Source organism: Cellulomonas sp. KRMCY2, assembly GCF_000526515.1.
Taxonomy (GTDB): Bacteria; Actinomycetota; Actinomycetes; order Actinomycetales; family Cellulomonadaceae; genus Actinotalea.
In genome coordinates, this window is sequence record NZ_JAGF01000001.1 from 168,929 (window position 1) to 193,881 (window position 24,953).

23 protein-coding genes are annotated in these 24,953 nt (G+C 73.1%); 12 read left to right on the plus strand and 11 right to left on the minus strand.

Annotation, left to right across the window (positions count from 1 at the left end; translation table 11 throughout):
- The first annotated feature begins 27 nt into the window (after window positions 1-27).
- The 10 genes from K415_RS0100885 to efeB all read left to right on the plus strand — a co-directional run bounded on the left by K415_RS0100885 (window position 28) and on the right by efeB (window position 10,630).
- Window positions 28-1,596 (plus strand): acyl-CoA carboxylase subunit beta, encoded by a 1,569-nt coding sequence (locus K415_RS0100885; protein WP_369795267.1) that lies wholly within the window; start codon window positions 28-30, stop codon window positions 1,594-1,596.
- Complete coding sequence (locus K415_RS0100890) at window positions 1,593-1,838, plus strand: acyl-CoA carboxylase subunit epsilon (protein ID WP_024285241.1); 246 nt, start codon at window positions 1,593-1,595, stop codon at window positions 1,836-1,838. Before K415_RS0100885 ends, K415_RS0100890 begins: the two co-directional genes overlap by 4 nt.
- 72 nt (window positions 1,839-1,910) lie before the next feature.
- Entirely contained in the window at window positions 1,911-2,036 is a 126-nt protein-coding gene (locus K415_RS24855; protein WP_255347112.1) for a hypothetical protein, read from the plus strand.
- Window positions 2,037-2,052: 16 nt separating this feature from the next.
- On the plus strand, window positions 2,053-3,762 hold the full coding sequence (locus K415_RS0100900; RefSeq protein ID WP_024285242.1) for a DUF885 domain-containing protein: 1,710 nt from the start codon (window positions 2,053-2,055) through the stop codon (window positions 3,760-3,762).
- 37 nt (window positions 3,763-3,799) lie between these two features.
- A complete protein-coding gene (locus tag K415_RS0100905; protein WP_081784820.1) occupies window positions 3,800-4,615 on the plus strand; it encodes a nucleoside triphosphate pyrophosphatase in 816 nt (271 codons plus the stop codon).
- Between the two features lie 106 nt (window positions 4,616-4,721).
- Window positions 4,722-6,527, plus strand: coding sequence for a biotin carboxylase N-terminal domain-containing protein (locus tag K415_RS0100910; protein ID WP_024285244.1), 1,806 nt, complete (start codon window positions 4,722-4,724; stop codon window positions 6,525-6,527).
- Between the two features lies 1 nt (window position 6,528).
- The gene (locus K415_RS0100915) at window positions 6,529-7,014 is read left to right on the plus strand and encodes an NUDIX hydrolase (protein WP_024285245.1); all 486 of its coding nucleotides are present in this window, start codon (window positions 6,529-6,531) and stop codon (window positions 7,012-7,014) included.
- 100 nt (window positions 7,015-7,114) lie between these two features.
- Window positions 7,115-8,002 carry an iron uptake transporter permease EfeU gene (gene efeU / locus K415_RS0100920; RefSeq protein WP_024285246.1) on the plus strand — a complete coding sequence of 296 codons (888 nt, stop codon included), beginning with the start codon at window positions 7,115-7,117 and terminating at the stop codon, window positions 8,000-8,002.
- Window positions 8,003-8,099: 97 nt separating this feature from the next.
- A complete protein-coding gene (efeO, locus tag K415_RS0100925; protein ID WP_024285247.1) occupies window positions 8,100-9,290 on the plus strand; it encodes an iron uptake system protein EfeO in 1,191 nt (396 codons plus the stop codon).
- Window positions 9,287-10,630 (plus strand): iron uptake transporter deferrochelatase/peroxidase subunit, encoded by a 1,344-nt coding sequence (efeB, locus tag K415_RS0100930; RefSeq protein ID WP_029664312.1) that lies wholly within the window; start codon window positions 9,287-9,289, stop codon window positions 10,628-10,630. The genes efeO and efeB overlap by 4 nt, the downstream gene beginning before the upstream one ends.
- Before the next feature lie 92 nt (window positions 10,631-10,722).
- Here efeB and K415_RS0100935 read toward each other — a convergent pair whose 3' ends face one another.
- Window positions 10,723-12,267, minus strand: coding sequence for an NAD(P)H-quinone dehydrogenase (locus K415_RS0100935; protein WP_081784821.1), 1,545 nt, complete (start codon window positions 12,265-12,267; stop codon window positions 10,723-10,725).
- Here K415_RS0100935 and K415_RS0100940 point away from each other — a divergent pair.
- Window positions 12,266-13,108 carry a purine-nucleoside phosphorylase gene (locus K415_RS0100940; RefSeq protein WP_024285249.1) on the plus strand — a complete coding sequence of 281 codons (843 nt, stop codon included), beginning with the start codon at window positions 12,266-12,268 and terminating at the stop codon, window positions 13,106-13,108. The two genes, K415_RS0100935 and K415_RS0100940, sit on opposite strands and share 2 nt — an antisense overlap.
- Window positions 13,109-13,110: 2 nt before the next feature.
- Window positions 13,111-14,925, plus strand: a complete 1,815-nt coding sequence (locus tag K415_RS0100945; protein ID WP_024285250.1) for a phospho-sugar mutase — start codon at window positions 13,111-13,113, stop codon at window positions 14,923-14,925.
- A 34-nt stretch (window positions 14,926-14,959) separates the two neighbouring features.
- On the opposite strand, the gene K415_RS0100950 is transcribed toward K415_RS0100945, so the two are convergent.
- The 10 genes from K415_RS0100950 to K415_RS0100995 form a co-directional block, all read right to left on the minus strand.
- The gene (locus K415_RS0100950; protein WP_024285251.1) at window positions 14,960-15,739 is read right to left on the minus strand and encodes a glycerophosphodiester phosphodiesterase; all 780 of its coding nucleotides are present in this window, start codon (window positions 15,737-15,739) and stop codon (window positions 14,960-14,962) included.
- Between the two features lie 19 nt (window positions 15,740-15,758).
- Window positions 15,759-16,484, minus strand: coding sequence for a deoxyribose-phosphate aldolase (deoC, locus tag K415_RS0100955; protein ID WP_024285252.1), 726 nt, complete (start codon window positions 16,482-16,484; stop codon window positions 15,759-15,761).
- Window positions 16,481-17,614, minus strand: coding sequence for an adenosine deaminase (locus K415_RS0100960; protein ID WP_024285253.1), 1,134 nt, complete (start codon window positions 17,612-17,614; stop codon window positions 16,481-16,483). The genes deoC and K415_RS0100960 overlap by 4 nt, the downstream gene beginning before the upstream one ends.
- A gap of 94 nt (window positions 17,615-17,708) precedes the next feature.
- On the minus strand, window positions 17,709-17,930 hold the full coding sequence (locus K415_RS0100965) for a hypothetical protein (protein ID WP_024285254.1): 222 nt from the start codon (window positions 17,928-17,930) through the stop codon (window positions 17,709-17,711).
- A 111-nt stretch (window positions 17,931-18,041) separates the two neighbouring features.
- Window positions 18,042-18,995 carry a hypothetical protein gene (locus tag K415_RS0100970; RefSeq protein ID WP_024285255.1) on the minus strand — a complete coding sequence of 318 codons (954 nt, stop codon included), beginning with the start codon at window positions 18,993-18,995 and terminating at the stop codon, window positions 18,042-18,044.
- Window positions 18,996-19,000: 5 nt separating this feature from the next.
- Entirely contained in the window at window positions 19,001-20,305 is a 1,305-nt protein-coding gene (locus tag K415_RS0100975; RefSeq protein WP_024285256.1) for a thymidine phosphorylase, read from the minus strand.
- A gap of 21 nt (window positions 20,306-20,326) precedes the next feature.
- Window positions 20,327-20,746, minus strand: coding sequence for a cytidine deaminase (locus K415_RS0100980; protein ID WP_024285257.1), 420 nt, complete (start codon window positions 20,744-20,746; stop codon window positions 20,327-20,329).
- Between the two features lie 11 nt (window positions 20,747-20,757).
- The gene (locus K415_RS0100985; RefSeq protein ID WP_024285258.1) at window positions 20,758-22,056 is read right to left on the minus strand and encodes an ABC transporter permease; all 1,299 of its coding nucleotides are present in this window, start codon (window positions 22,054-22,056) and stop codon (window positions 20,758-20,760) included.
- Window positions 22,053-23,285: an ABC transporter permease gene (locus tag K415_RS0100990; RefSeq protein ID WP_024285259.1), complete on the minus strand. Its 1,233-nt coding sequence runs from the start codon at window positions 23,283-23,285 to the stop codon at window positions 22,053-22,055. Before K415_RS0100990 ends, K415_RS0100985 begins: the two co-directional genes overlap by 4 nt.
- Window positions 23,282-24,877, minus strand: coding sequence for an ABC transporter ATP-binding protein (locus tag K415_RS0100995; RefSeq protein ID WP_024285260.1), 1,596 nt, complete (start codon window positions 24,875-24,877; stop codon window positions 23,282-23,284). Before K415_RS0100995 ends, K415_RS0100990 begins: the two co-directional genes overlap by 4 nt.
- Window positions 24,878-24,953: the final 76 nt, after the last annotated feature.

Consider the following 24,953-nt stretch of genomic DNA (forward strand, 5'->3'; position numbering starts at 1 on the left):
TACCCTCGAGGCGTGACCGATGCACCCATGACCACGGCAGCCAAGATCGCCGACCTGGCCGGCCGGATGGCGGCTGCCGTCGAGCAGCCCGAGGAGGGCGCCGCAGCCAAGCAGCATCCCCGCGGCAAGAAGACCGCGCGGGAGCGCATCGCCGCGCTGCTGGACGAGGGCAGCTTCGTCGAGCTGGACGCGTTCGTCCGGCACCGCTCGACGGCCTTCGGCCTCGACGCACGGCGGGTCCCCGGCGACGGCGTCGTGACCGGCTACGGCACGATCGAGGGTCGACAGGTCGCGATCTACAGCCAGGACTTCACGGTCTTCGGCGGTTCGCTCGGCGAGGCCCACGGCCAGAAGATCACCAAGGTGATGGACCTCGCGCTGCGCACCGGCGTGCCGTTGATCGGCATCCTCGACGGGGGTGGCGCGCGCATCCAGGAGGGGGTCGGTGCGCTGACCCAGTTCGCCGAGATCTTCCGGCGCAACGTCGCGGCGTCCGGCGTGATCCCGCAGGTCTCCCTGATCCTCGGCCCGAGCGCCGGGGGCGCCGTCTACTCCCCGGCCCTGACCGACTTCGTGGTGATGGCCGACGGCACCTCGAACATGTTCATCACCGGCCCGGACGTCATCCGCGCGGTCACCGGTGAGGAGGTCGGCTTCGAGGAGCTCGGCGGCGGCCTGACGCACAACGCCCGCTCCGGCGTCGCGCACTACCTCGGCAGCGACGAGGACGACGCGATCGACTGGGTCAAGGCGCTCGTCGGCTACCTGCCGTCGAACAACCTCGCCGAGCCGCCGGTGTGGGAGGACGAGGCCGAGCTCGAGATCACCGACGCCGACCTCGAGCTCGACCTGCTGGTGCCGGACTCGGACGCCCAGCCGTACGACATGCGGACAGTGGTCGAGCACGTGCTCGACCACGGCGACCTGCTCGAGGTGCAGCCGCTGTACGCCCGGAACGTGCTCATCGCGTTCGGGCACGTCGAGGGCCGGCCGGTCGGGGTGGTCGCCAACCAGCCGCTGCAGATGGCCGGGACGCTGGACATCAACGCGGCCGAGAAGGCCGCGCGCTTCGTGCGGACCTGCGACGCGTTCAACATCCCGGTGCTGACCTTCGTCGACGTCCCGGGCTTCCTGCCGGGCACCGACCAGGAGTGGAACGGGATCATCCGCCGCGGCGCGAAGCTCATCTACGCCTATGCCGAGGCCACCGTGCCGCTGGTCACGGTGATCACCCGCAAGGCGTACGGCGGCGCGTACATCGTGATGGGCTCCAAACAGCTCGGGGCCGACGTGAACCTGGCGTGGCCGACCGCGCAGATCGCCGTGATGGGCGCCGGTGGGGCGGTCAACATCCTGCAGCGCGGCGCGCTGAGAGCGGTCGCGGACGCCGGCGGGGACGTCGAGGCCGAGCGGGCGCGGCTCGTCGCGGAGTACGAGGACGCCCTGGTCAACCCCTACGAGGCCGCCGACCGCGGCTTCGTCGACGCCGTGATCGCACCGTCGGCCACGCGCGTCCAGGTCGTGCGGGCCCTGCGCGCCCTGCGCACCAAGCGCGCGAGCCTGCCGGCCAAGAAGCACGGGAACATCCCGCTGTGACGCCCGACGTGCGGGTCGTCCGGGGGGAGCCCGACGACATCGAGCTCGCCGCCCTCGTCGCGGGGCTCTCGGCCGGCAACGGCCACCGGGACGACACCGCGATGACGGAGGCCGGACGGGCGCGCACGGAGGCCACTGCCCGCCGTCGGTGGCGCGACGCCGCCGTCGGCCTCGCGGACCCCCTCACGCCCGGACCCGACGCGTGGCGCTGGAGCACACAGGCCAGGAGCGCACGGGTCTGAGCGGGGGGCGCGAGCCCGGGGCGAGCGCCGGGCGCGGCCGTGCTCGTCTCGCACCGGTTCTCGACCGTGCGCATGGCGGACCTGATCATCGTGGTGGCCGACGGCCACGTCGTGGAGTCCGGCTCGCACCAGGACCTCATGGGCATCGGGGGCCTGTACAGCGAGCTCTACGGCCTGCAGGCGGCTGCGTACCGGTGAGGTTAGGGTCGCCCCTATGACCATCGCCGCTCTGCCCCACCGCGTACCCACAGCCATCGATGCGATCGCGGACGCCTACGTCCTGACCAGCGCGCGGCTCAACCCGGTCGCGGCGACGTCGATGGGGATCGCCGGGTACGACCACCTGATGACCGACTACTCGCCCGCCGGGTGGCAGGCCCAGGCGCAGGCCGCCCGAGCGGTGCTGGCAGAGCTCGAGGCCACGACCCCGGCCGACGGCATCGACCGGGTCACGCTCGCCGCGATGCGGGAGCGGATCGGCCTGGAGATCGAGCTGTACGAGGCCGACGAGCTGATCGGCATGCTCAACAACATCGCGTCCCCCGTCCAGGAGCTGCGCGACATCTTCGACATCATGCCGACGTCGACGCCCGAGCACTGGGCGAACATCGCGGCCCGGCTGAACGCCCTGCCCGGGGCGGCGGCCGGCGTCGTCGCCTCGCTCCGGCTCGCGGCGTCCCGCGGTCGGGTCGCCGCGGCCCGGCAGGTGCGTGAGTGCATCGAGCAGTCCGACGGGCTCGCCGGCGCGGCGTCCTTCTTCACGACCTTCGTCCGCGGCGCAGCCGTCGATGCGGCCCTCGACGACTCCGCCGCGTGCCAGGCGATCCGCCGGGACCTCGAGGAGGGAGCCGCGGCCGGCCGATCGGCCTACACCGACCTCACCGCATTCCTGCGCGAGGAGCTCCTGCCGCAGGCGCCCGAGGCCGACGCCTTCGGGCACGAGCGCTACGAGCTGTGGTCGCGGTACTTCCTCGGCGCGACGGTCGACCTCGGGGAGACCTACGCCTGGGGTCTGGCCGAGCTGGACCGGGTGATCGCCGAGCAGGAGGCCGTCGCAGCCGAGATCGCCGGCCCGGGTGCGACGGTCGCGCAGGCCATCGCCGTGCTCGACACCGACGGCAGCCGCGCCCTGGACGGCACCGACGCGCTGCGTGCCTGGATGCAGGCCACGGCCGACGCCGCCGTCGCGGCCCTCAACGGCATGCACTTCGACATCCCGGAGCCGGTGCTGCGCCTCGAGTGCCGGATCGCACCGACCCAGAACGGCGGGATCTACTACACCGGGCCGTCCGACGACTTCTCGCGGCCGGGCCGCATGTGGTGGTCCGTCCCGCCGGGTGTCACCCAGTTCACGACCTGGCGCGAGAAGACGACCGTCTACCACGAGGGCGTCCCCGGCCACCACCTGCAGATCGGCCAGGCCGTGTACGAGCGCGCGACCCTGAACAGCTGGCGCCGGCTCGCCTGCTGGGTCAGCGGTCACGGCGAGGGCTGGGCCCTGTACGCCGAGCGCCTGATGGCCGATCTCGGCTTCCTGGACGACCCGGGCGACCGGCTCGGCATGCTCGACGGCCAGCGCATGCGCGCCGCCCGCGTCGTGCTGGACATCGGCGTGCACCTCGGCCTGCCGTGCCCCGAGCGCTGGGGTGGCGGGACCTGGGACCACGACAAGGCGTGGGAGTTCCTCAGGGCCAACGTGAACATGCCGGAGGCCTTCCTCCGGTTCGAGCTCAACCGCTACCTCGGCTGGGGCGGCCAGGCGCCCGCGTACAAGATCGGCCAGCGGCTCTGGGAGACCGCACGCGACGAGGCGGCCGCGGCAGCCACCGCCCGCGGTGAGGTGCACGACCTGAAGTCCTTCCATGCCCGCGCCCTGGCGCTCGGCTCGGTCGGCCTCGACGTGCTGCGCGAGGCCCTCGCCTGATCCACGACGGGTCGGACCCACAGCCCCCGACGGGGTCATGGGTCCGACCCGTCGTGCGGTGGTGCCCGGGCTCGGCGGGTACCCTCGCCCGGTGATCCTTCTCCTGGCCTCGGCGTCCCCGGCCCGGCTCGCGACGCTCCGCTCGGCCGGTATCGAGCCCCGGGTCCGCGTCTCCGGCGTCGACGAGGACGCCGTGCTCGCGGCCGCCGCCGAACGCTTCGGGCCCCTCGCACCGGCCGACGAGGTCCTGCTGCTGGCCCAGGCCAAGGCGGAGGCCGCCTCGGAGCTGCACGAGCTCGACCGGTACGACGAGGACGGCGACGAGCTGGGCGACGCGGCGGCGCAGGACGTCCTCGTGCTCGGCTGCGACTCCCTGCTCGAGCTCGACGGGCGCACGTTCGGCAAGCCGGTGGACGCTGCCGACGCGACCGCCCGGTGGCGTCGGATGCGCGGGCGCACCGGGATCCTGCACACCGGCCACTGGCTGATCGACCTCCGGGACACCGGCACGCCCGACGCGACCGGGACCGGTGGCACCCTGGGCATCACCTCGTCGACCACTGTGCACTTCGCCGACCTGTCCGACGCCGAGATCGCCGCCTACGTCGCCACCGGTGAGCCGCTCGCGGTCGCCGGAGCGTTCACCGTCGACGGCCTCGGTGGCCCGTTCGTCACGGGCATCGAAGGTGACCACCACGGCGTCGTGGGCCTGAGCCTGCCCGTGCTGCGCGACCTGCTCGGTGAGGTCGGGGTCATCGTCCCCGACCTGTGGGCCCGCGCGACGAAGGCACTGACGGGCGGACCTGCGACCGGGGCCGCGCCGGCGACCGGGCCCGCGGACACGGCCCCGTAGGCGAACCCGACAAAGCACCCCCGGTTCGCTTTGCCGATCCGCACAGTCTTGACCGGGTGGACCTGCCCGGCGTGAAGGGTCGGCGCACGTGACGTTACGGTGAGCCGTGCCCGCCATCCGCAAGGTCCTCATCGCCAACCGCGGTGAGATCGCTGTCCGCATCGCACGCGCCTGCGCCGACGCGCAGGTGGCCAGCGTGGCGGTCTACGCCGACTCCGATCGCGAGGCCCTGCACGTGCGCCTGGCCGACGAGGCGTTCGCCCTCGGCGGCGCGCGCGCGGCCGAGACGTACCTGGACATCGGCAAGCTGCTCGAGGCAGCCCGGCGCTCGGGTGCCGACGCGGTCCACCCGGGCTACGGGTTCCTCGCCGAGAACGCGGACTTCGCCCAGGCCGTGATCGACGTCGGCCTGGTCTGGATCGGTCCGCCGCCGTCGGCCATCGTGGCTCTCGGCGACAAGGTCAGCGCCCGGCACATCGCCCACCGGGCCGGGGCGCCCCTGGTCGCCGGGACGGCCGACCCGGTGAGCGGAGCGGACGAGGTCACGGCGTTCGCCGTCGAGCACGGTCTGCCGATTGCGATCAAGGCCGCCTTCGGCGGTGGCGGGCGCGGCCTCAAGGTAGCCCGCGAGATGGGCGAGATCGCCGAGATGTTCGACTCGGCCGTCCGTGAGGCGACGGCGGCCTTCGGTCGCGGCGAATGCTTCGTCGAGCGGTACCTCGACTCCCCGCGCCACGTGGAGACCCAGTGCCTCGCGGACATGCACGGCACCGTCGTCGTCGTCTCGACCCGGGACTGCTCGCTGCAGCGCCGCCACCAGAAGCTCGTCGAGGAGGCTCCCGCCCCGTTCCTGACCGACGACCAGGAGCGCCTGATGCGCGAGTCGTCGATCGCGATCCTGCGTGAGGCCGGCTACGTCGGTGCCGGCACCTGCGAGTTCCTCGTCGCCAAGGACGGCACCATCTCCTTCCTCGAGGTCAACACCCGTCTGCAGGTCGAGCACCCCGTGACCGAGGAGGTCACCGGCATCGACCTCGTGCGCGAGCAGCTGCGCATCGCAGCCGGTGAGCCGCTCGGGTACACCGAGGTGGCGGTCCGCGGCCACTCGATCGAGTTCCGGATCAACGGCGAGGACCCGGCCGCGGGGTTCATGCCCACGCCCGGTCGGATCACCACCCTGCGCCTGCCCGGCGGTCCGGGCGTGCGGGTCGACAGCGGCGTCGTCGAGGGCGACACCGTCTCGGGTGCGTTCGACTCGATGATCGCCAAGCTCGTCGTGACCGGAGCGACCCGCACGCAGGCCGTGCAGCGCGCCCGACGCGCCCTTGCCGAGCTCCAGATCACCGGGATCCCCACGGTCGTGCCCTTCCACCGGGCCGTGCTCGACGACCCCGCCTTCGTCCCGGCCGACCCCAGCCAGCCGTTCACGGTGCACACCCGCTGGATCGAGACCGCCTTCGCCGATCGGCTGCCGACCCTCCGGGCCCCGGCGGCACCTGATACGGCGGCATCGTCGGAGCGCTCCGAGCCCGAGCCTGCCGCGACCGAGCGGGTCGTGGTCGAGGTCGGTGGCCGGCGGATCGAGGTGGTCCTGCCGGCCGGGATGGGTCTCGCCTCGTCCCGCACCCGCAGCGGGCTCGCGACCCGCGCGTCGCGGACGCGACGTCCGTCGGCCCGGCCGGTCAGCGCGGGCAACGGCACGACGCTCGCCTCCCCGATGCAGGGAACGATCGTCAAGGTGGCCGTCACCGAGGGTGCGATGGTGGCCGAGGGTGACCTGGTCGTGGTCCTCGAGGCGATGAAGATGGAGCAGCCGCTGCTCGCCCACCGGGCCGGCACCGTCCAGCGCCTCGTCGCGGGTGTCGGCGCGAGCGTCGGCGCCGGGACGGCGATCTGCGAGATCGTCGACTGACGTGAGCGGGCGGCCGCGTCAGGGGCTGCACCGCCAGCCCGGCGACGCCTGGCTCGACTGCACGTGCGGTTCGCGGCACTGGGGCCTGCACGGCGCGGCGGGTCTGCTGCTCTTCCGCCAGGCGCCGGTCGGGACCCAGGTCGTCCTGCAGCACCGGGCGCTGTGGAGCGACCAGGGCGGCACCTGGGGCATCCCCGGTGGAGCGCTCGCCCCTGGCGAGCCGGCCGTCGACGGTGCGGTGCGCGAGGCGGCCGAGGAGGCCGGCATCGACCCGCGCGCGCTCGAGGTCGTCGCCACCCGGGTGCTCGACCACGGGTCATGGAGCTACACGACGGTGATCGCCGCAGCCACCGGTCCGCAGCACCCCCGACCGACCGATCCCGAGAGCCTCGACGTGGCCTGGGTGGGCCTCGACGACGTGGCGGACCGACCGCTCCTGACGGCGTTCGCCACGGCGTGGCCGGTGCTGCGCGAGCTCCTGCCCTGACGCACCCGGCCAGGTGCGCAGACCGATGCCGATCCGGCTCCGGCGATGAGGTACGCTTCTCGAGTTAGGTAAGGCATACCTATTCTTGTGCGGAGACTCGATGATCGCGAACTACCTGATCGGCCTGCGGGAGGGCCTGGAGGCCGCCCTCGTGGTCGGCATCCTGCTCGCGTACCTGGTGCGCTCCGGACGGCGCGACCTGGTGCACCAGGTCTGGCTCGGCGTCGCCGCGGCCGTCATGGTCTCCCTGGCCTTCGGCGCAGTCCTCACCTTCGGGCCGTCCGGGCTGACGTTCGAGGCCCAGGAGCTGATCGGCGGGACGCTGTCGATCCTCGCGGTCGGCCTGATCACCTGGATGATCTTCTGGATGAGCCGGACCGCCCGGTACCTCAAGGCCGACCTGCACACCCGCCTGGACGACGCGCTCACGGCGGGCCGGTGGGCCGTGCTGGTGATGACCCTCCTCGCGGTCGGCCGCGAGGGCCTCGAGACGGCCCTGTTCCTGTGGGCCGCGGCGGAGGCGACCGGCGCATCGACCCAGCCGCTGGTCGGCGCGGTGCTCGGTCTGCTCAGCGCCGCAGCGCTGGGCTGGGCGCTCTACCGTGGCGCCGTCTCGCTCAACCTCCGGGTCTTCTTCTCGTGGACCGGCCTGTTCCTCGTCGTGGTCGCCGGCGGGGTGCTCGCCTACGGGGTGCACGACCTCCAGGAGGCAGGCGTCCTGCCGGGCCTGAACGCCCTCGCCTTCGACGTGTCGGCCGCGGTACCACCGCAGAGCTGGTACGGGACCCTGCTCAAGGGCGTCCTCAACTTCTCCCCCGTGACCACCTGGCTCGAGCTCGCCGCGTGGACCGCCTACGTCGTACCGACCGCGACGCTCTTCGCTCGCACGGTGTGGTCACCGGCGCCGCGGCAGGGCCCGTCGGCACCGCCGGCGATCGCGTCGGCGACGTCGGCCCCGGACCGTGAAGCCACGACCGTCGCCGTCTGACCTCGTCCGCCCGCGGCGGCTGCCGGACGTGGCCGCTGCCCGCTGCGGCCGGTCCACGTCCGCCACGCCCGCTGACAACCCTGCCCTGGAGCCCTCGATGACCCGCGCCCCCGCTCGACCGGCCGTCGCCCTCACCGCCCTCCTCGTGGCAGGCCTCACCGGCTGCGTGGCCAACGACCCGGCCGTCGCCGGGGACGGATCGACGACGCTGACTGTCGACTCCTCGGCAACCGAGTGCCTCGTGTCGGCGGACGCCGTCCCGTCCGGCACCGTCGTGTTCGAGGTGACCAACTCCGGCCAGGAGGTCACCGAGTTCTACCTGCTGGCGCCCGACGGCCTGCGGATCGTCTCCGAGGTCGAGAACATCGGCCCCGGGATCACCCGCGACCTCGTGGTCACGGTGCCGCCGGGCACCTACCAGACGGCCTGCAAGCCCGGGATGGTCGGCGCGGGCATCCGGGCAGACCTCACCGTGACCGACTCGGGCATCGCGATCGGGCCCACCGGCGCCGTGGCCGACCAGCTCGCCGCCGCGAGCTTCGCGTACCTCGCCTACGTCCGGGACCAGGCAGGTCAGCTGCTCACCGCGACGCAGGACGTCGCCGCGCTCTACGTCGCAGGGGACGACGACGCCGCGCGCGCCGGCTACGCCCCGACCCGGATGCACTGGGAGCGGATCGAGCCCGTGGCCGAGTCCTTCGGTGACCTCGACCCGCGGATGGACCTGCGCGAGGCCGACGTCGAGGCCGGCGCGCAGTGGACCGGCTGGCACGTCATCGAGAAGGACCTCTGGCCACCGGCGCCGGATGCCGACGGCGGAGGCGTCCACGTCCCGCTGACGACGGCGGAGCGCGAGCACTACGCCGACCTGCTCGTGGCGGACACCCAGGACCTGTACGACCGGGTGCACGACGACGGCTTCACGCTGTCGGCCGACCAGATCGGCAACGGCGCCAAGAGCCTGCTCGACGAGGTCGCGACCGGCAAGGTCACCGGTGAGGAGGAGGTCTGGTCGCACACCGACCTGTGGGACTTCCAGGCCAACGTCGACGGCGCCAAGGTGGCCTTCGACGGTCTGCGCGAGGTCGTCGACGCCAAGGACCCCGCGCTGGTCGAGACCCTGGACGAGCGCTTCGCCCACGTGCAGGGGCTCCTCGACGCCCAGCGGGTCGGCGACGGCTTCGCGTTCTACACCGATCTGACGACCGAGGAGATCCGCGAGCTCGCCGCCGCCGTCGATGCGCTCGGCGAACCGTTGTCGCGGCTCACCGCCGCGGTGGTCCTCTGAGCGGGCCGGCCGGCCGCGCGGACGACAGGCCCGGTGCGGGCCTGTCCCGTCGTTCCCTGCTGGGGATGGCCGGTGCCGGGGCCGTCGGACTGGTGGGTGCCGGCGGGCTCGGGTGGCAGGCCGGGTCGCGGTCCGCGCGCGACGCGAGCGCGGCCGCCGTCCCGGACGTCCACGCGTTCGCCGGCGTCCACCAGGCAGGCATCGTCACACCCGCGCAGGACCGGCTCCACTTCGCGTCGTGGGACCTGAGCACGACGTCGCGCGAGGACGTCATCCTGCTCCTGCGCCGCTGGACGGCCGCCGCGGCCCGGATGACGCAGGGCCTTCCGGCAGGTGAGCTCGGCCCTGACTCCGGGCCCTACGACGCCCCTCCGGACGACACCGGTGAGGCGATGGACCTGGCGCCCTCCCGGCTGACGCTGACCTTCGGCTTCGGTGGGTCCCTGTTCACCACGGCCGACGGCACGGACCGGTTCGGCCTCGCCCACCGCCGTCCGGCGGCCCTCGCCGATCTGCCGCACTTCCCCGGCGACGCGCTGGAGCCGACCCGCTGCGGCGGCGACCTGGCCGTCCAGGCGTGCGCCGACGACCCTCAGGTCGCGGTGCACGCGATCCGCAACCTGTCCCGGCTGGCGTTCGGCACCGCCTCGGTCCGCTGGAGCCAGCTCGGCTACGGGCGCACGTCCTCGACCTCGACCTCGCAGACGACCCCGCGCAACCTCTTCGGCTTCAAGGACGGCACGGCCAACCTCAAGGCCGAGCAGCACGACCTGGTCGAGGACCACGTCTGGGCCGGCGCCGGGGACGGTGCCGGCGAGGGCGGTGACGCGTCGTGGATGGCCGGCGGGAGCTACCTGGTCGCGCGGCGCATCCGGATGACGATCGAGACCTGGGACCGCTCGTCGTTGCGCGAGCAGGAGGCCATCGTCGGACGCACGAAGGGGTCGGGTGCACCGCTGTCGGGGGGCACCGAGCTCACCGAGCCGGACCTCGCGGCGACCGGTCGCGGTGGGATACCGCTGATCGCCGCGGACTCCCACGTGCGGCTGGCCCACCCGACCAGCAACGGCGGCGCCCGGATGCTCCGCCGCGGCTACAACTACACCGACGGCTCGGACGGGCTCGGCCACCTCGATGCCGGGCTCTTCTTCCTGGCCTACGTCCGCGACCCCCGCACCCAGTACGTCCCACTGCAGACGGTCCTGGCCCGTGACGACGCGATGAGCGAGTACCTGCGGCACACCGGGTCGGGCCTCTGGGCGGCGCCACCCGGGGTGCCGCCGGGCGCACGGCTCGGCGGCCCTGACGGTGCGTACGTCGGCGAGGGGCTCTTCGTCTGACGTGCGGGCCGGTGCCTGGCATGTGGGCCGCGACCGACGGTTCGGGCCGGTGCCCGACGTGCGGACCGGTGCCCGACGTGCGGGCCGCGTCCTCAGTCGCGCCGCTGGTGCAGCAGGCGCGCGACCTCGGTGACCGAGCCGGACAACGACGGGTAGACCGTGAACGCCTGCGCGACGTCGTCGGCGGTCAGTCGCCGGCCGACGGCCAGGGTGATCGGGAAGATCAGCTCGCCGGCCCTGGGTGCGACCACGACACCGCCCTGGACGATGCCCGTCGCGGCGTGCGCGAAGAGCTTGACGAAGCCGTCCTTGATCCCCAGCATCTTGGCGCGCGGGTTGCGCGCGAGCTCGAGCGTGCTCGTCAGGTGCCGCACGCCCTGCTCCTCGAGCTCCCGCTGGGACAGGCCGACCGTGGCGATCTCGGGCGCCGTGAAGATGTTCGCGGCGACCGTCTGCAGGTCGAGCGGAAGGACGGTGTCCCCCAGGGCGTGCGCCATGGCGATCCGGCCCTGCATCGCTGCGACCGACGCGAGCGGCAGGACGCCTGTGCAGTCCCCCGCCGCGTACACGCCGCGGACGCTCGTCCGCGACACCCGGTCCACCTCGATGTGGCCGCTGGGGGTCAGTCGGACACCGGCCTCGACGAGCCCGAGGCCCTGCGTGGTCGGCACCGAGCCGACCGCCAACAAGCAGTGCGTCCCGGTGAGCACCCGGCCGTCGTCGAGGGTCACCTCTACCCCCTCGCCGGTGGATCGGGCGGCCGACGCGCGGGCGTTGCCGAGCACCGTCATCCCGCGCTGCCGGAAGACGTCCTCGATCACCCGCGCCGCGTCGGCGTCCTCGCCCGGCAGGACGCGGTCCCGCGAGGAGACCAGCACGACGTCCGAGCCGAGCGAGACGTAGGCACCGGCGAACTCGGCGCCGGTCACGCCGGAGCCGACGACGATCAGTCGCTCGGGCAGGTCGGTCAGGCCGTAGAGCTGGGTCCAGGTCAGGATGCGCTCGCCGTCGGGCTGCGCGCCGGGCAGCGTCCGCGGGGTGGCGCCGGTCGCGAGCAGGACGACGTCGGCGTCGAGCGTCGGGCCCGCCGCGGCGGTCCCTTCCGGACCTGCGGACCTGGTCGGCTCGACGACGACCCGGGCCGGCCCGTCCAGCCGGCCCGTCCCGGCGAGGATCTCGACACCCTCGGCCAGCAGCCGACCCCGGATGTCGGCCGACTGCGCGGCAGCGAGCTCGACCACCCGGGCGTTGACCCGGCCGAGGTCCACCTGGTGCCTGCGGTCCGGTGCGTCGGCGGGCATGCCGGCCATCCGGATCCCCAGGTCGGACGCCCGTTCGGCGATGGTCATCCACTCGGCGGTGGCGATCAGGGTCTTCGACGGGACGACGTCGGTGAGCACGGCCGCGCCGCCGAGGCCGGTGCGTTCCACGACTGTCACCCGGGCACCCGATCGCCGCGCCACCAGCGCCGCCTCGTAGCCCCCAGGGCCGCCGCCGACCACGACGACGTGCTGGGCGGGGCGGCCGTCCCGTACCCCGGGACGTGGGGTGGGCTCGGCAGTGCCGGGAGTGGTCGCAGTCACCACGGCATTGTGCCGTGCCGCGCACGGCAGCGCCCGACGATAGCCTCGTGCCATGAGCACAGCGGCTGGTGGACCCGGCGTCCTCGACGACCCGACGACTGACCCGTTCGCGCTGGCTCGAGAGGCCGCCGCCGCCATCGCCGTGGCGACCGGCGTGGACCGGCACCACATCGCCCTGGTGCTCGGCTCGGGCTGGGGCGGCGCGGCGGACCTGCTCGGTGAGACGGTCGCCGAGATCCCCAGCGAGCAGATCCCGGGCTTCGCCGCACCCGCCGTCGCCGGCCACAGCGCCATGACACGCTCGATCCGGCTGGCCGGGACCGACAGGTACGCGCTGGTGCTCGGTTCGCGGACGCACCTGTACGAGGGCAAGGGTGTGCGCCGCGTCGTGCACGGGGTCCGCACCGCCGCCGCGACCGGTGCACGTGCCGTCGTGCTGACCAACGGCTGCGGCGGGCTCAACCGGGACTGGGCGCCCGGTACCCCGGTGCTGATCCGCGACCACCTGAACCTGACGGCGACCTCACCGCTGGAGGGTGCCACCTTCGTCGACCTGACCGACCTGTACGCCCAGCGCCTGCGCGACGTCGCCCACGAGGTCGACCCCTCGCTCGCCGAGGGCGTCTATGCCCAGTTCCGCGGCCCGCACTACGAGACCCCGGCCGAGGTCACCATGGCCGGTCGGATGGGCGCGGACCTGGTCGGCATGTCGACGACCCTCGAGGCGATCGCCGCCCGCCATGCGGGGCTCGAGGTGCTCGGCATCTCCCTGGTCACGAACCTCGCGGCAGGGATCAGCCCGACCGCCCTGTCCCACGGCGAGGTCATCGAGGCCGGCCAGGCAGCCGCGCCGAGGATCAGCCGCCTGCTCGCCGACATCGCCGGACGGATCTGACCATGACGGGCTCGCAGGACCTCACGCTGGACCCGGCCCTCGCCGCAGCGGTCACGGCCTGGATCGACGACGACCCGGACCCCCGCACCGCTGAGGAGCTCCGCGCGCTGCTGTCGTCGGCCACCCGGACCTCGGACGCCGGCACGCCCGAGGCCGAGCGCGCTGCGCTGGCCCGGTACGCGCAGGAGGCGCAGGAGGACCTCGCGGACCGGTTCCGGAGCATGCTCGAGTTCGGCACCGCCGGGCTCCGGGGCGCCCTCGGTGGCGGCCCCAACCGGATGAACCGCTCCGTGGTCATCCGGGCCGCGGCCGGCCTCGTGCGCTACCTGGACACCGAGCTGACGGCACTGCGCGCCGCCGGGCAGCCCGCGGTCGAGGGCCCCCGCGTGGTGATCGGCTACGACGCCCGCCACAACTCGGACGTCTTCGCACAGGACACGGCAGCTGTCGTGATGGCCGCGGGCGGCCACGCCCTGCTCCTGCCCCGGCCGCTGCCTACCCCGATCCTGGCGTTCGCCGTCCGGCACCTCGGCGCCGACGCCGGGGTCATGGTCACGGCGAGCCACAACCCGCCCGAGGACAACGGGTACAAGGTCTACCTCGGCGGCCGGGTCGTGACCGACAGCGGACAGGGCTCCCAGATCGTGCCGCCCTACGACGCGCAGATCGCTGCCAGGATCGCCCAGGTCAGCTCGGTGACCTCCGTGCCCCGCGCGCCAGGCGGCTGGACGGTTCTCGGTGAGGAGGTCCTGGAGGCCTACCTGGCCGCCGTGGCCGACCTGCGGGACCGGTCGGTCCCCCGCACGCTGCGGATCGTCCTGACACCGCTGCACGGGGTCGGCGGGCATGTCGCCGAGCTCGTGCTGCGCGGGGCCGGCTTCGAGGACCTGCACATCGTGGCCGAGCAGGCCCTGCCCGATCCCGACTTCCCGACGGTGGCCTTCCCCAACCCCGAGGAGCCCGGCGCGATCGACCTCGCGCTGGCACTGGCCCGGGAGGTCGGCGCCGACCTGGTGCTCGCCAACGACCCCGACGCCGACCGGTGCGCGGCTGCGGTTCGCGATCCGCGAGCCCCCGGCGACGGCTGGCGGATGCTGCACGGCGACGAGGTCGGTGCACTGCTCGGCGAGTACGTCGCGGCCCGGGCGGCCGGCTCCGACGGGGTGCTCGCGAACTCGATCGTGTCCTCCCGGCTGCTGGCCCGGATCGCCGCGGCGCACGGCCTCGAGCACCGCTCGACGCTCACCGGGTTCAAGTGGATCTCCCGCGTCGACGGGCTCGTCTTCGGCTACGAGGAGGCACTCGGCTACTGCGTCGACCCGGCTGTCGTGCGCGACAAGGACGGTCTGAGCACCGCGCTGCTGCTGGCACAGCTGGCCGGCGCCACCCGCGCCCAGGGCCGCACGCTGGTCGACCTGCTCGACGACCTCGCACGTCGCCACGGGCTGTACCTGACCGACCAGCTCGCGGCGCGCTTCGCCGACCTGTCCCAGATCCCGGCCACGATGGCGCGCGTCCGGGCCGAGCCACCGACGACCCTGGCCGGGTCACCGGTCGTCGAGCTCGTCGACCTCGCCGAGCCCGGGACCGGACCGGACGCCCTGCCGCCCACCGACGGCCTGCGGCTGCTCGCGGCGGACGGCACCCGGGTGGTCATCCGCCCCAGCGGTACCGAGCCCAAGCTCAAGTGCTACCTGGAGGTCATCGTCCCCGTCGAGGAGCACGCCTCGACCGACACCGTCACCCAGGCGCGTGCGACCGCCCGGGCCAGGCTCGATGCCGTCCGCGCCGACCTGACTGTCGCCCTCGGGCTCTGAACCCGTCGGCCTCCGGGCCCGGTACCCGTCACGGTCAGGTCTCGGGCCACCGGCCGCGCTCGACCAGGACCGACTTGAGCAGGTCCGCGCGGTCGCTGATCAGGCCGTCGACGCCGAGATCCAGCAGGCGGTGCATGTCCGACGGGTCGTTGACCGTCCAGACGTGCACCTGGACGCCGACGGCGTGCGCGGCCGCGACGCTCCGCGCCGTCACCACGGGGACCACACCGAAGCGCTCGGGCACCTGGATGCAGTCGACGTCGCGCAGCGCCAGCCGGGCAGCGGTCGCCGAGCGGGCCCCGGTGCCGATCCGGAAGGCCGCCATCGTCCCGTAGCCGGCCGACGTGGCGACCGGCCGCGACAGCCCGCGCACGACGGCGCGTCGTCGGGCGTCCGAGAACGAGGCGATGCACACGCGTCCGTGCGCCGCGACCCGCTCGATCACGCAGATGGTCGGCGCCACGGCACCGGCGGACTTGATGTCGATGTTGACCCGCAGCTCGGGCCAGGCGCCGAGGAGGTCCTCGAGGGTCGGGACCGGCTCCGAACCCCCGATCCGCGCCTCCCGGACGGTGCGCCACGGCAGCTCGGCGACGCGGCCGGCGCCGTCGGTGACCCGGTCGAGGGTCGCGTCGTGCAGCGCGACCACCACGCCGTCGCTGGTCGCGTGCACATCGGTCTCGACGTAGCGGAAGCCGAGGTCGACGGCTGCCGCGAAGGCAGCCATCGAGTTCTCGTGCCCGTGCGGCGAGAACCCACGGTGCGCGAGGGCGATGGTGCCCGCATGGTCCAGGTACGGCACCGCGGCGTTCACCGGCGGGACCGTCGGCTCCTCAGTAGCCTGCGGCCGCAGGGGTGTCGTCGGGCCCGCCCGAGCCGGCGAGACCGTCGAGCACCGCGGCCGTCCCGGACAGGCCGAGCCTGGTCGCGCCCGCCTCGATCAGGGCCCTGGCGGCGGCACCTGTCCGGATGCCACCGGAGGCCTTGACACCCAGGCGCCCGCCGACCGTCGCGGCCATCAGCGCGACGGCGTGCACCGTCGCCCCACCGGCCGGGTGGAAGCCGGTCGAGGTCTTGACGAAGTCGGCGCCCGCCGCCTCGGCCGCGCGGCACGCGGCGACGACCTCCTCGTCGGTCAGCGCAGCGGACTCGATGATGACCTTGAGGACCTTCGGCGCCGGGACCGCAGCCCGCACGGTGGCGATGTCCCGCTGCACGGCCTCCCACCGGCCGGCCTTGGCCGAGCCGATGTCGATCACCATGTCGACCTCGTCCGCACCGTCGACGACCGACCTCGCGGCCTCGGCCGCCTTGACCTCGCTGTGGTGCTTGCCGGACGGGAAGCCGCAGACGGTCGCGACGAGCACCGGGGCGGCGTCGACCGGGAGCATCGACGGGGAGACGCAGATCGAGTACACGCCCAGCCGCCGGGCCTCGGCGACGAGCGCCTCGACGTCGGCGTGGGTGGCCTCGGGCTTGAGCAGGGTGTGGTCGACCATCTGGGCGACCGCAGCGCGATCGAGGTCGGCTGGGGGTGTCGGGGTCGGGGTGCTGCTCATGCTCGGTGCCGTCCGTTCGTCCGCTCGGTGTAGCCCGGCAGGATCACCTCGTCGACGAGGGCCTGCCGTTCGTCATGGTGGATGAAGCCGTTCCAGGCCGCGGTCAGCGCCGCGTCACGCAGATCGGCGAGCGTCCAGCCCGCCTCGTCGACCAGCAGCTGCATCTCGCGGCTCATCGAGGTGCCCGACATCAGCCGGTTGTCGGTGTTGACCGTGACCGCGAAGCCCAGCCGGGCCAGCGCGGTGATCGGGTGGTGGGCCACCGACGTCGCGACCCCCGTCTGGACGTTGGAGGACGGGCACAGCTCGAGCGGGACCTGCTGGTCGCGCACCCAGTGCGCCAGGTAGCCCAGCACGGCCTCGTCGATGCCGAGCGGGTCGCCGTCGACCGGCCCGCCGAACCCGATGTCGTCGACGATCCGCACGCCGTGACCCAGTCGCAGGGCGCCACCGACGTGCAGCGCCTCGGCGATCGACTCGAGGCCCGCAGCCTCCCCGGCGTGCACCGTCACCGGGAAGTGCGCCTGGCGCAGGGTCCGGAAGGCCCGCTTGTGCCGCGACGGCAGGTTCCCGGCCTCCGCACCCGCGATGTCGAAGCCCACGACCCCGCGCTCGCGGTTGGCCAGCGCCAGCTCGGCGATCTCCTGCCCGCGGTTCGCGTGCCGCATCGCCGTGACGATCTGACCGACCCGGATGCTCCGGCCGTTCTCGGCGGCCTCGACGACGCCCTGGGCCAGACCGTCCTGGACCGCGTCGACGACGTCCTGAAGGCTCAGTCCACCGCCGAGGTGCTGCTCGGGGGCGTAGCGCTGCTCGGCGTACACCACGCCGTCGGCCGCGAGGTCGAGCACCGACTCACGGGCGACCCGGCTCAGGTTGTCGGCGGTCTGCATGACCGCGATCGTGTGGTCGAACGTCTCCAGGTAGCGCTCGAGCGACCCGGAGTCCGCCGCCGCGACGAACCAGTCGCCGAGCTCCTCGACGTCCTGGGTGGGCAGCGCGTGGCCGGACGCCTCGGCCAGCTCGATGATCGTCGCCGGCCGCGGGCCACCGTCGAGGTGGTCGTGCAGCACGACCTTGGGCAGAGCGGCGATCGCCTCGGCCGTCAGGGAGTCAGTGGTACTGGTCATGGCACCACGCTAGTGGCCGCCCGCTGCGTCGGCGCGCCCGTCCGCCCGACAGCCCGGCGACTCGGCAACCCGGCCACCCTGAGGTCGCGCCGGGTCAGCCCTCGGGGTACTCGTCCGCCTCGTCCGGCGGCACGTCGATCGCCTGCTCGACGACGTCCGGCTCGTCGGCCTCGTCGCGCAGGTCGGGCCGGGGCGCCGCGGGAACGTGCTCGGGGTCGACCGGCGTGGTCGAGCGGCTCGGCGCCGGGAGCTCGGCGTCGTCGGGCGGGACGAGACCCGCGTCGGCCCACGAGCTGTCACCGGGGATCGTGCTCATCGCAGCCACCTCTCCAACGGGGCCCACCGTGCGCCGTCCGCCGCTGACGACGGACCGGACCTGTGCCTCCATCGTGTAACCCTGCCGGGCCGCGCGCCAGTCCCCCGCGGGTCAGAGCTCCGGCAGCACGGCCCACGTCAGGTGGTGCCAGTGTCCGAGCGCGGGCACCGGGACGCCACCGGCCACCAGGACGGCGACCGGCACGTCCGCGATCCGTCCGGACCCCGGCTCCCAGATGGTCAGACCGTCGGTCGTCCGGCCCATGACCAGCACGAGGTGCCGCGGGACAGCTGTCGACCACCCGCGGGAGGTGTCCCCGCCGCTGTACAGCGGCACGGGCACGCCGCGGTCGACTGCCGCTGCCACCTCGACCAGGACGCCCGACAGGTGCGCCTCGTCGGTGTCGTCGAGCATCTCGTGCCGGAAGTACAGGCCGGCGTAGCGGGCCGTCCGGGCCGCACCCCACGGCGGCGTGCCGAAGGCGGCGGGCCACGGCAGGCCCAGCAGCCCACCGGCGTTGCTGCGTCGCTTGAGCACCTGCTGGAGCCGGGCGAACCGGTGCTCGACCGGCGCGTCGGCCAGCTCGGCGAGGCGGTCCGGCGGTGCGGCGGCGAGCTCGGTCGGCCGGGCCACGTCCAGGACCGTGCCGGTGGCGAGCCAGAGCGCGAGCGCCGGGTCACCGGCCGCGTTCAGCATGGCGAGCACGGCCGAGCCACAGGTCGTACGGTCGGTCTGTCGACCGGCCGTGGCCAGCCGCCGGACGGGGTCGACGACGGCGGCCCGGACCGGACCGCTCAGCCCGGCCCAGACGCCTGCCATCTCGGTGACCGCGTCGAGGGACCACGTGGCGGCCAGGGTCCGCTCGAAGGCCGCAACCGCGTCCGGGCCGTCGGCCGCGGCGAGCACCGCGTCGTAGCGCCGGCCGGCCGCGACCGGCATCAACGACCGCGCCCTGGCCGCGGTCGCCGACGCGAGACCCCCCTGGACCTCCGCCGTGCGCGGGCCTGCGACCCTGGTCGACCCGAATCCGGCCCGCCGCAGGATCGTGGTCAGCTGGCGTCCCATGGCACTCAGCCGGCGGTGATGCGGTCGATCACCAGTGCCTGCTCGGGCGGGCGCGAGCCCTCCGGCGCGATCGCGAAGGCGTCGGCGAGCGCCTCGCGCGCCCGCCCGAAGCGCTCAGGGGTGTCGGTGAACAAGGTCATCAGAGGCTCGCCCGCGCGCACCAGGGCACCGGGCTTGGCGTGCAGCTCGACCCCGGCCCCGGCCTGCACGACATCTTCCTTGCGGGCCCGACCTGCGCCCAGCCGCCACGCAGCGACCCCGACGGCCATGGCATCGAGCCGCACGAGCACGCCGTCCGCGGGGGCGAGCACGTGCTCGGACTCCCGGGCGACCGGCAGCGGGGCGTCCGGGTCGCCGCCCTGGGCAGCGATCATGCGCCGCCACACGTCCATCGCCCGGCCGTCGGCGAGTGCGTCAGCGGGGTCGACGTCGCCCCGTCCGGCGCCCGCGAGCATCTCCCGGGCGAGCGCGAGCGTGAGCTCGACGACATCGGCCGGTCCGCCCCCGGCAAGCACCTCGAGGGACTCCCGGACCTCCAGGGCGTTGCCTGCGGTCAGGCCGAGCGGTGTCGACATGTCGGTGAGCAGTGCGACGGTGCGCACCCCTGCGTCCGTGCCGAGCTCCACCATCGTGCGGGCCAGCTCGGCGGCGCGTACGGCGTCCTTCATGAACGCACCGCTGCCCACCTTGACGTCCAGGACGAGCGTCCCGGTGCCCTCGGCGATCTTCTTGCTCATGATCGACGAGGCGATCAGCGGGATCGCCTCGACCGTCCCGGTGACGTCCCGCAGGGCGTAGAGCTTGCGGTCTGCGGGGGCGAGACCGGAACCCGCCTGGCAGATCACGGCGCCGACATCCTCGAGCTGGCGCATCATCTCCTCGTTGCTCAGGGCCGCCCGCCAGCCCGGGATCGACTCGAGCTTGTCCAGGGTGCCGCCGGTGTGACCCAGACCGCGCCCGGAGAGCTGCGGCACCGCGACGCCGCACGCGGCGACCAGGGGTGCGAGCGGCAACGTGATCTTGTCGCCGACCCCTCCGGTGGAGTGCTTGTCCGCGGTGGGGCGCGACAGCCCGGAGAAGTCCAGCCGCTCGCCGGACGCGATCATCGCCACCGTCCACCGGGCGATCTCGGCCCGGTCCATCCCGTTGAGCAGGATGGCCATCGCCAGGGCCGACATCTGCTCGTCCGCGACGACGCCCCGGGTGTAGGCGTCGATGACCCAGTCCACCTGACCGTCGGTCAGGCGACGGCCGTCCCGCTTGGCGCGGATGACGTCGACGGCGTCGAACGCCTCGGACCCTGCACTCATCGGATGCCCCTCATGCTCGTGTCACGCTCGTTCGACGAGGTCGTCCGGGCCGAAGGCGTCCGGCAGGACCTCGCTCATGGACCTGATGCCGCTGACGGTCTCGACGAGCAGCGCGGCGCCGCCGTGCTCCCACAGCAGCTGGCGACACCGCCCGCAGGGCATCAGGACGTTGCCGTGCCCGTCGACGCACGTGAAGGCGACCAGCCGGCCGCCGCCGGAGGCGTGCAGGGCGCTGACCAGGCCGCACTCCGCGCACAGCCCCACGCCGTAGGACGCGTTCTCGACGTTGCAGCCCACCACGATGCGACCGTCGTCGACCAGGGCGGCCGCACCGACCGGGAACACCGAGTACGGCGCGTACGCCTTGGCCATGACCTCGCGGGCCGCAGCCTGCAGGGCCGCCCAGGGGATCTCCGGGGCGACGTCCTGCTCCCGACCCATGGCTGGCCCCCTCACTTGACGTACGGGATGCCCTCGGACGCCGGGGCGCGAACGCGTCCGACGAGCCCGGCCACCGCGAAGATCGTCGCCAGGTACGGCAGCATCGCCAGGAACTGGCTCGGCACCGGGGAGCCCAGGTTGTTGAGCACCTGGCGCAACGAGTCCGCGAACCCGAACAGCAGCGCCGCGGCCAGCGCACCCTTGGGGCTCCACCGACCGAGGATCATCGCGGCGAGGGCGATGTAGCCCTTGCCCGAGGTGAGCTCCTTGGTGAAGGCGAGACCCGCGGCCACGAGTGCCGCACCACCGAGACCGGCGACCGCGCCGCCCAGCACGGTGTTGCGCACCCGGGTGCGGTTGACCTTGATACCGACGGTGTCGGCGGCCTTGGGGTGCTCACCGACGGCGCGCATCCGCAAGCCCCACCGACTGCGGAAGACCATCACCTGGAGCACGGCCACCACGACGTACATCAGGTAGATGACCAGGGAGTGGTTGAACAGCACCGGGCCGATCACGGGGATCTGCGAGAGCACCGGGATCGGCAGGGTGGGCAGCCGTGGCGGGGAGTTCAGGGTCTGCGGGTTCTGCGTGAGGATCGTCGAGAACAGGTAGTTCGTCAGGCCGATCACCAGCACGTTGAGCACCACGCCCACGATGATCTGGTCGATCCGGTAGCGGACCGCGAACATCACCAGGAGCAGGCCGACGAGCGCCCCGGCGAGCGGCGCGGCGATCATCCCGGCGTACGGCGACCCGGTCACGCTCGCGACGACGACGGCGAGGAACGCGCCGGCGAGGAGCTGGCCCTCGATCGCGATGTTGATGATGCCGGAGCGCTCGCAGAGCAGCCCCGCCAGCGAACCGAAGATCAGCGGGACGGAGAGCGCGAGCGCACCGGTCAGCAGGACGGTCAAGGGCAGTGCGTTGACGTTGCCCGCCATCACCCACACGAGGAAGGCCAGCAGCACGAGCCCGCCGAAGGCGATCGTCACCCAGGTCGGGATCTTGCGGCGATGCGCCGTGAGCCAGGTGGCCCAGACGGCCAGCCCGAGCGCGACCAGGGAGACCAGCAGAGCGGTGGTCCGCGACGGCACACCGAACGGCGCGATCGTCACGAAGTCCCGGGAGGCGGCCACGATGAACCGGGTCGTGTCCTGCGCCGGCGTGAGCAGCGCGAAGAAGACCAGCGAGATGATGCCGAGCGCCAGGTAGATGATCGGCCCTCGCCAGACGATCTTCGCCTGGACACCCGGGCCCGAGGCCTGCTCGACCGCATCCGACGGCGAGAGCGTGGTCTGCGTGCTCATGCGCGGGCCTCCTTCATCGAGTAGCCGAAGAGCTGGGCGACCCGGTGGACCACCGAGAGCTCACGGACCAGGACGGGTGCCGCGATGAGCAGCACGATCGAGGCCTGGATCACGAGCACGATGTCGATCGGGGTGTTCGCCGAGGTCTGCATCAGGGGCGAGCCGGCGCGCAGCGCGCCGAACAGCAGGGCTGCGAGCACCGTCCCGAGCGGCTTGGACCGTCCGAGCAGCGCGACAGTGATGGCGTCGAAGCCGATCGACCCGGCACTGCCTGCCTGCAGCGTCTTGTCCGTGCCGAGGATCTGCGCAGCGCCGCCGAGCCCGGCCAGCCCACCGGCGGTGAGCATGACCAGGACGAACACGAGGTTCACCCGGATGCCCGCGGTGCGTGCGGCGCGCTGGTTGGCGCCGACCGCCCGGAACTGGAAGCCGAGCACGGATCGCTCCATCAGCCACCACACGGCCACTGCGGCGAGCAGCGCGATGACGAAGCCGAGGTGCAGCCGGAAGCTCGGCCCGAGCAGCAGCGGGAAGGCCGCGGTCGAGGCGACCGCCGGGGAGATCGGCCGGCTGCCACCCTGGGCGAGCAGGCTCGTGGTGAGCAGGTAGGAGACCAGGTAGAACGAGATCGAGTTGAGCATGATCGTCACGATCACCTCGTTGGCGCCGGTCCTGGCCTTGAGGAAGCCGGCGATACCGGCCCACAGACCGCCGACCAGCAGGGCCGCGAGCATCGCGAGGACCATGTGCAGCCCGGCGGGCAGTGTGACGGTGATGCCGACCCAGGTGGCAGCCGCCGCCCCGACGAGCACCTGGCCCTGGGCGCCGATGTTGAACAGCCCTGAGCGGAAGCCGACGGCGAGGCCGAGACCGGCGAAGATCAGCGGCACGGAGGCCGTCATCGTCTCGGTGATCGGCCGGATCCGCCGGACGCCGGACGCCTGGTAGTCGAACACGGCGCCACGGAACAGCGACGAGTACGCCGAGTAGATCGAGTCCCACGCCGCGCCGAAGAAGTCCCCCGGCCGGGCGAACAGGTACGAGGCCGAGGACTGGACCTCGGCGTTCGCCGCGGCGATCAAGATCGACGAGAGCAGCAGCGCCATGATCACCGCGAGGACGATCGTCAGCCAGGAGGCGTCGAGGCCCTGGTGCAGCAGGCTGCGCCGCTCCGTCGTCTCCGGTGGTGGCGTCGCCGACGGTGCGACGAGCGTGTCGGTCGCGCTCACGGTGTCTCCTCCTGCACTGTCGGCGAGGCCGCGTCACGGTCGGCGGCGCCCATCACGGTCTGGTGCTCTGCTGCGGTGCGTTGCGCGGTCTCCGGCGGTGCGCCGGCCATCATCAGGCCGAGCACGTCGCGTGCGGTGCCGCCCGGCACCACACCGATGATCTTGCCGCGGTACATCACAGCGATCCGGTCGGCGAGCGCGAGCACCTCGTCGAGCTCGGTCGAGACGATCACCACCGGGGTGCCGATGTCTCGCTCCGCGACGATCCGCTTGTGCACGAACTCGATCGAGCCGACGTCGAGCCCACGCGTCGGCTGGGAGGCGACGAGCAGCCGCAACGGACGGGACATCTCCCGTGCCAGCACGACCTTCTGCTGGTTGCCGCCCGACAGGGTGCTGACCGGGTCCTGCACCGAGGTCAGCCGGACGTCGAACTCCTCCGAGCGCTGAACGGCGTTGGTCGCGACGCGCGCCGGGCTGAGCGAGCCCGCCCGGGCGAACGGCGGCTGGCCGTGCATGTCCAGGATGAGGTTCTCGGCGACCGAGAACGAGGAGATCAGGCCGTCGGTGCTGCGGTCCTCCGGCACGAAGCCGACGCCGGCCCGGAGCACGCCGTCGACGCTGCTGCCCAGCAGCTCGTGCCCGTCGAGCATGATCGAGCCGCCGGTCGCGCGCCGCAACCCGAGGATCGTCTCGACCAGCTGGGACTGCCCGTTGCCCTGCACGCCGGCGATCGCCAGGATCTCGCCGCGGTGCACGTCGAACGAGATGCCGTCGACGACCCGTGCGCCGTTCGGCTCGATGACCGTCAGGTCGGTCACCTGGAAGGTCGCGTCGCCCGGCTGGGCAGGGTCCTTGTCGACGCCGAGGTCCACCGTGCGTCCGACCATGAGGGAGGCGAGGTCGGCCTCGCTGTCCTGCGGCTTCGCGGTCCCGACGACCTTGCCGCGGCGGATCACCGTGATCCGGTCGGCGACGGCGCGGACCTCGCGCAGCTTGTGGGTGATGAAGACGATGGAGGTCCCCGCGTCCTTGAGCTGGCGCATGATGCCGATCAGCTCGTCGGTCTCCTGGGGGGTGAGCACCGCGGTGGGCTCGTCGAGGATGAGCACCTTGGCGTCACGGCTCAGGGCCTTGATGATCTCGACCCGCTGCTGGACGCCGACCGGGAGGTCCTCGATCAGGGCGTCCGGGTCGACGTCGAAGCCGAACCGGTCGGAGATCTCGCGGACCAGGCGACGGGCCTTGGCCAGGTCGATCAGCCCGCCGAAGCCGGTCGTCGGCTCGTGGCCCATGACGACGTTCTCGGCCACCGTGAAGACCGGGACGAGCATGAAGTGCTGGTGCACCATGCCGATGCCCGCGGCCATGGCGTCACCGGGGCCGACGAATCGCACCGGCACGTCGTCGACGAGGATCTCGCCCGCATCGGGGTCGTAGAGCCCGTACAGGACGTTCATCAAGGTGGACTTGCCTGCACCGTTCTCGCCGAGCAAGGCGTGGATCTCGCCCTCGTCGAACGTCAGATCGATGGAGTCGTTGGCCACCAGCGGTCCGAAACGCTTGGTGATCCCCCGCAGTTCGAGCTTCATGGCCTCGTTGCCTTCCACGTCGTCGCGTGCGCCGACCCTGTCGCTGGTGGTGCTGGAACCGACACTAGTGATCCCG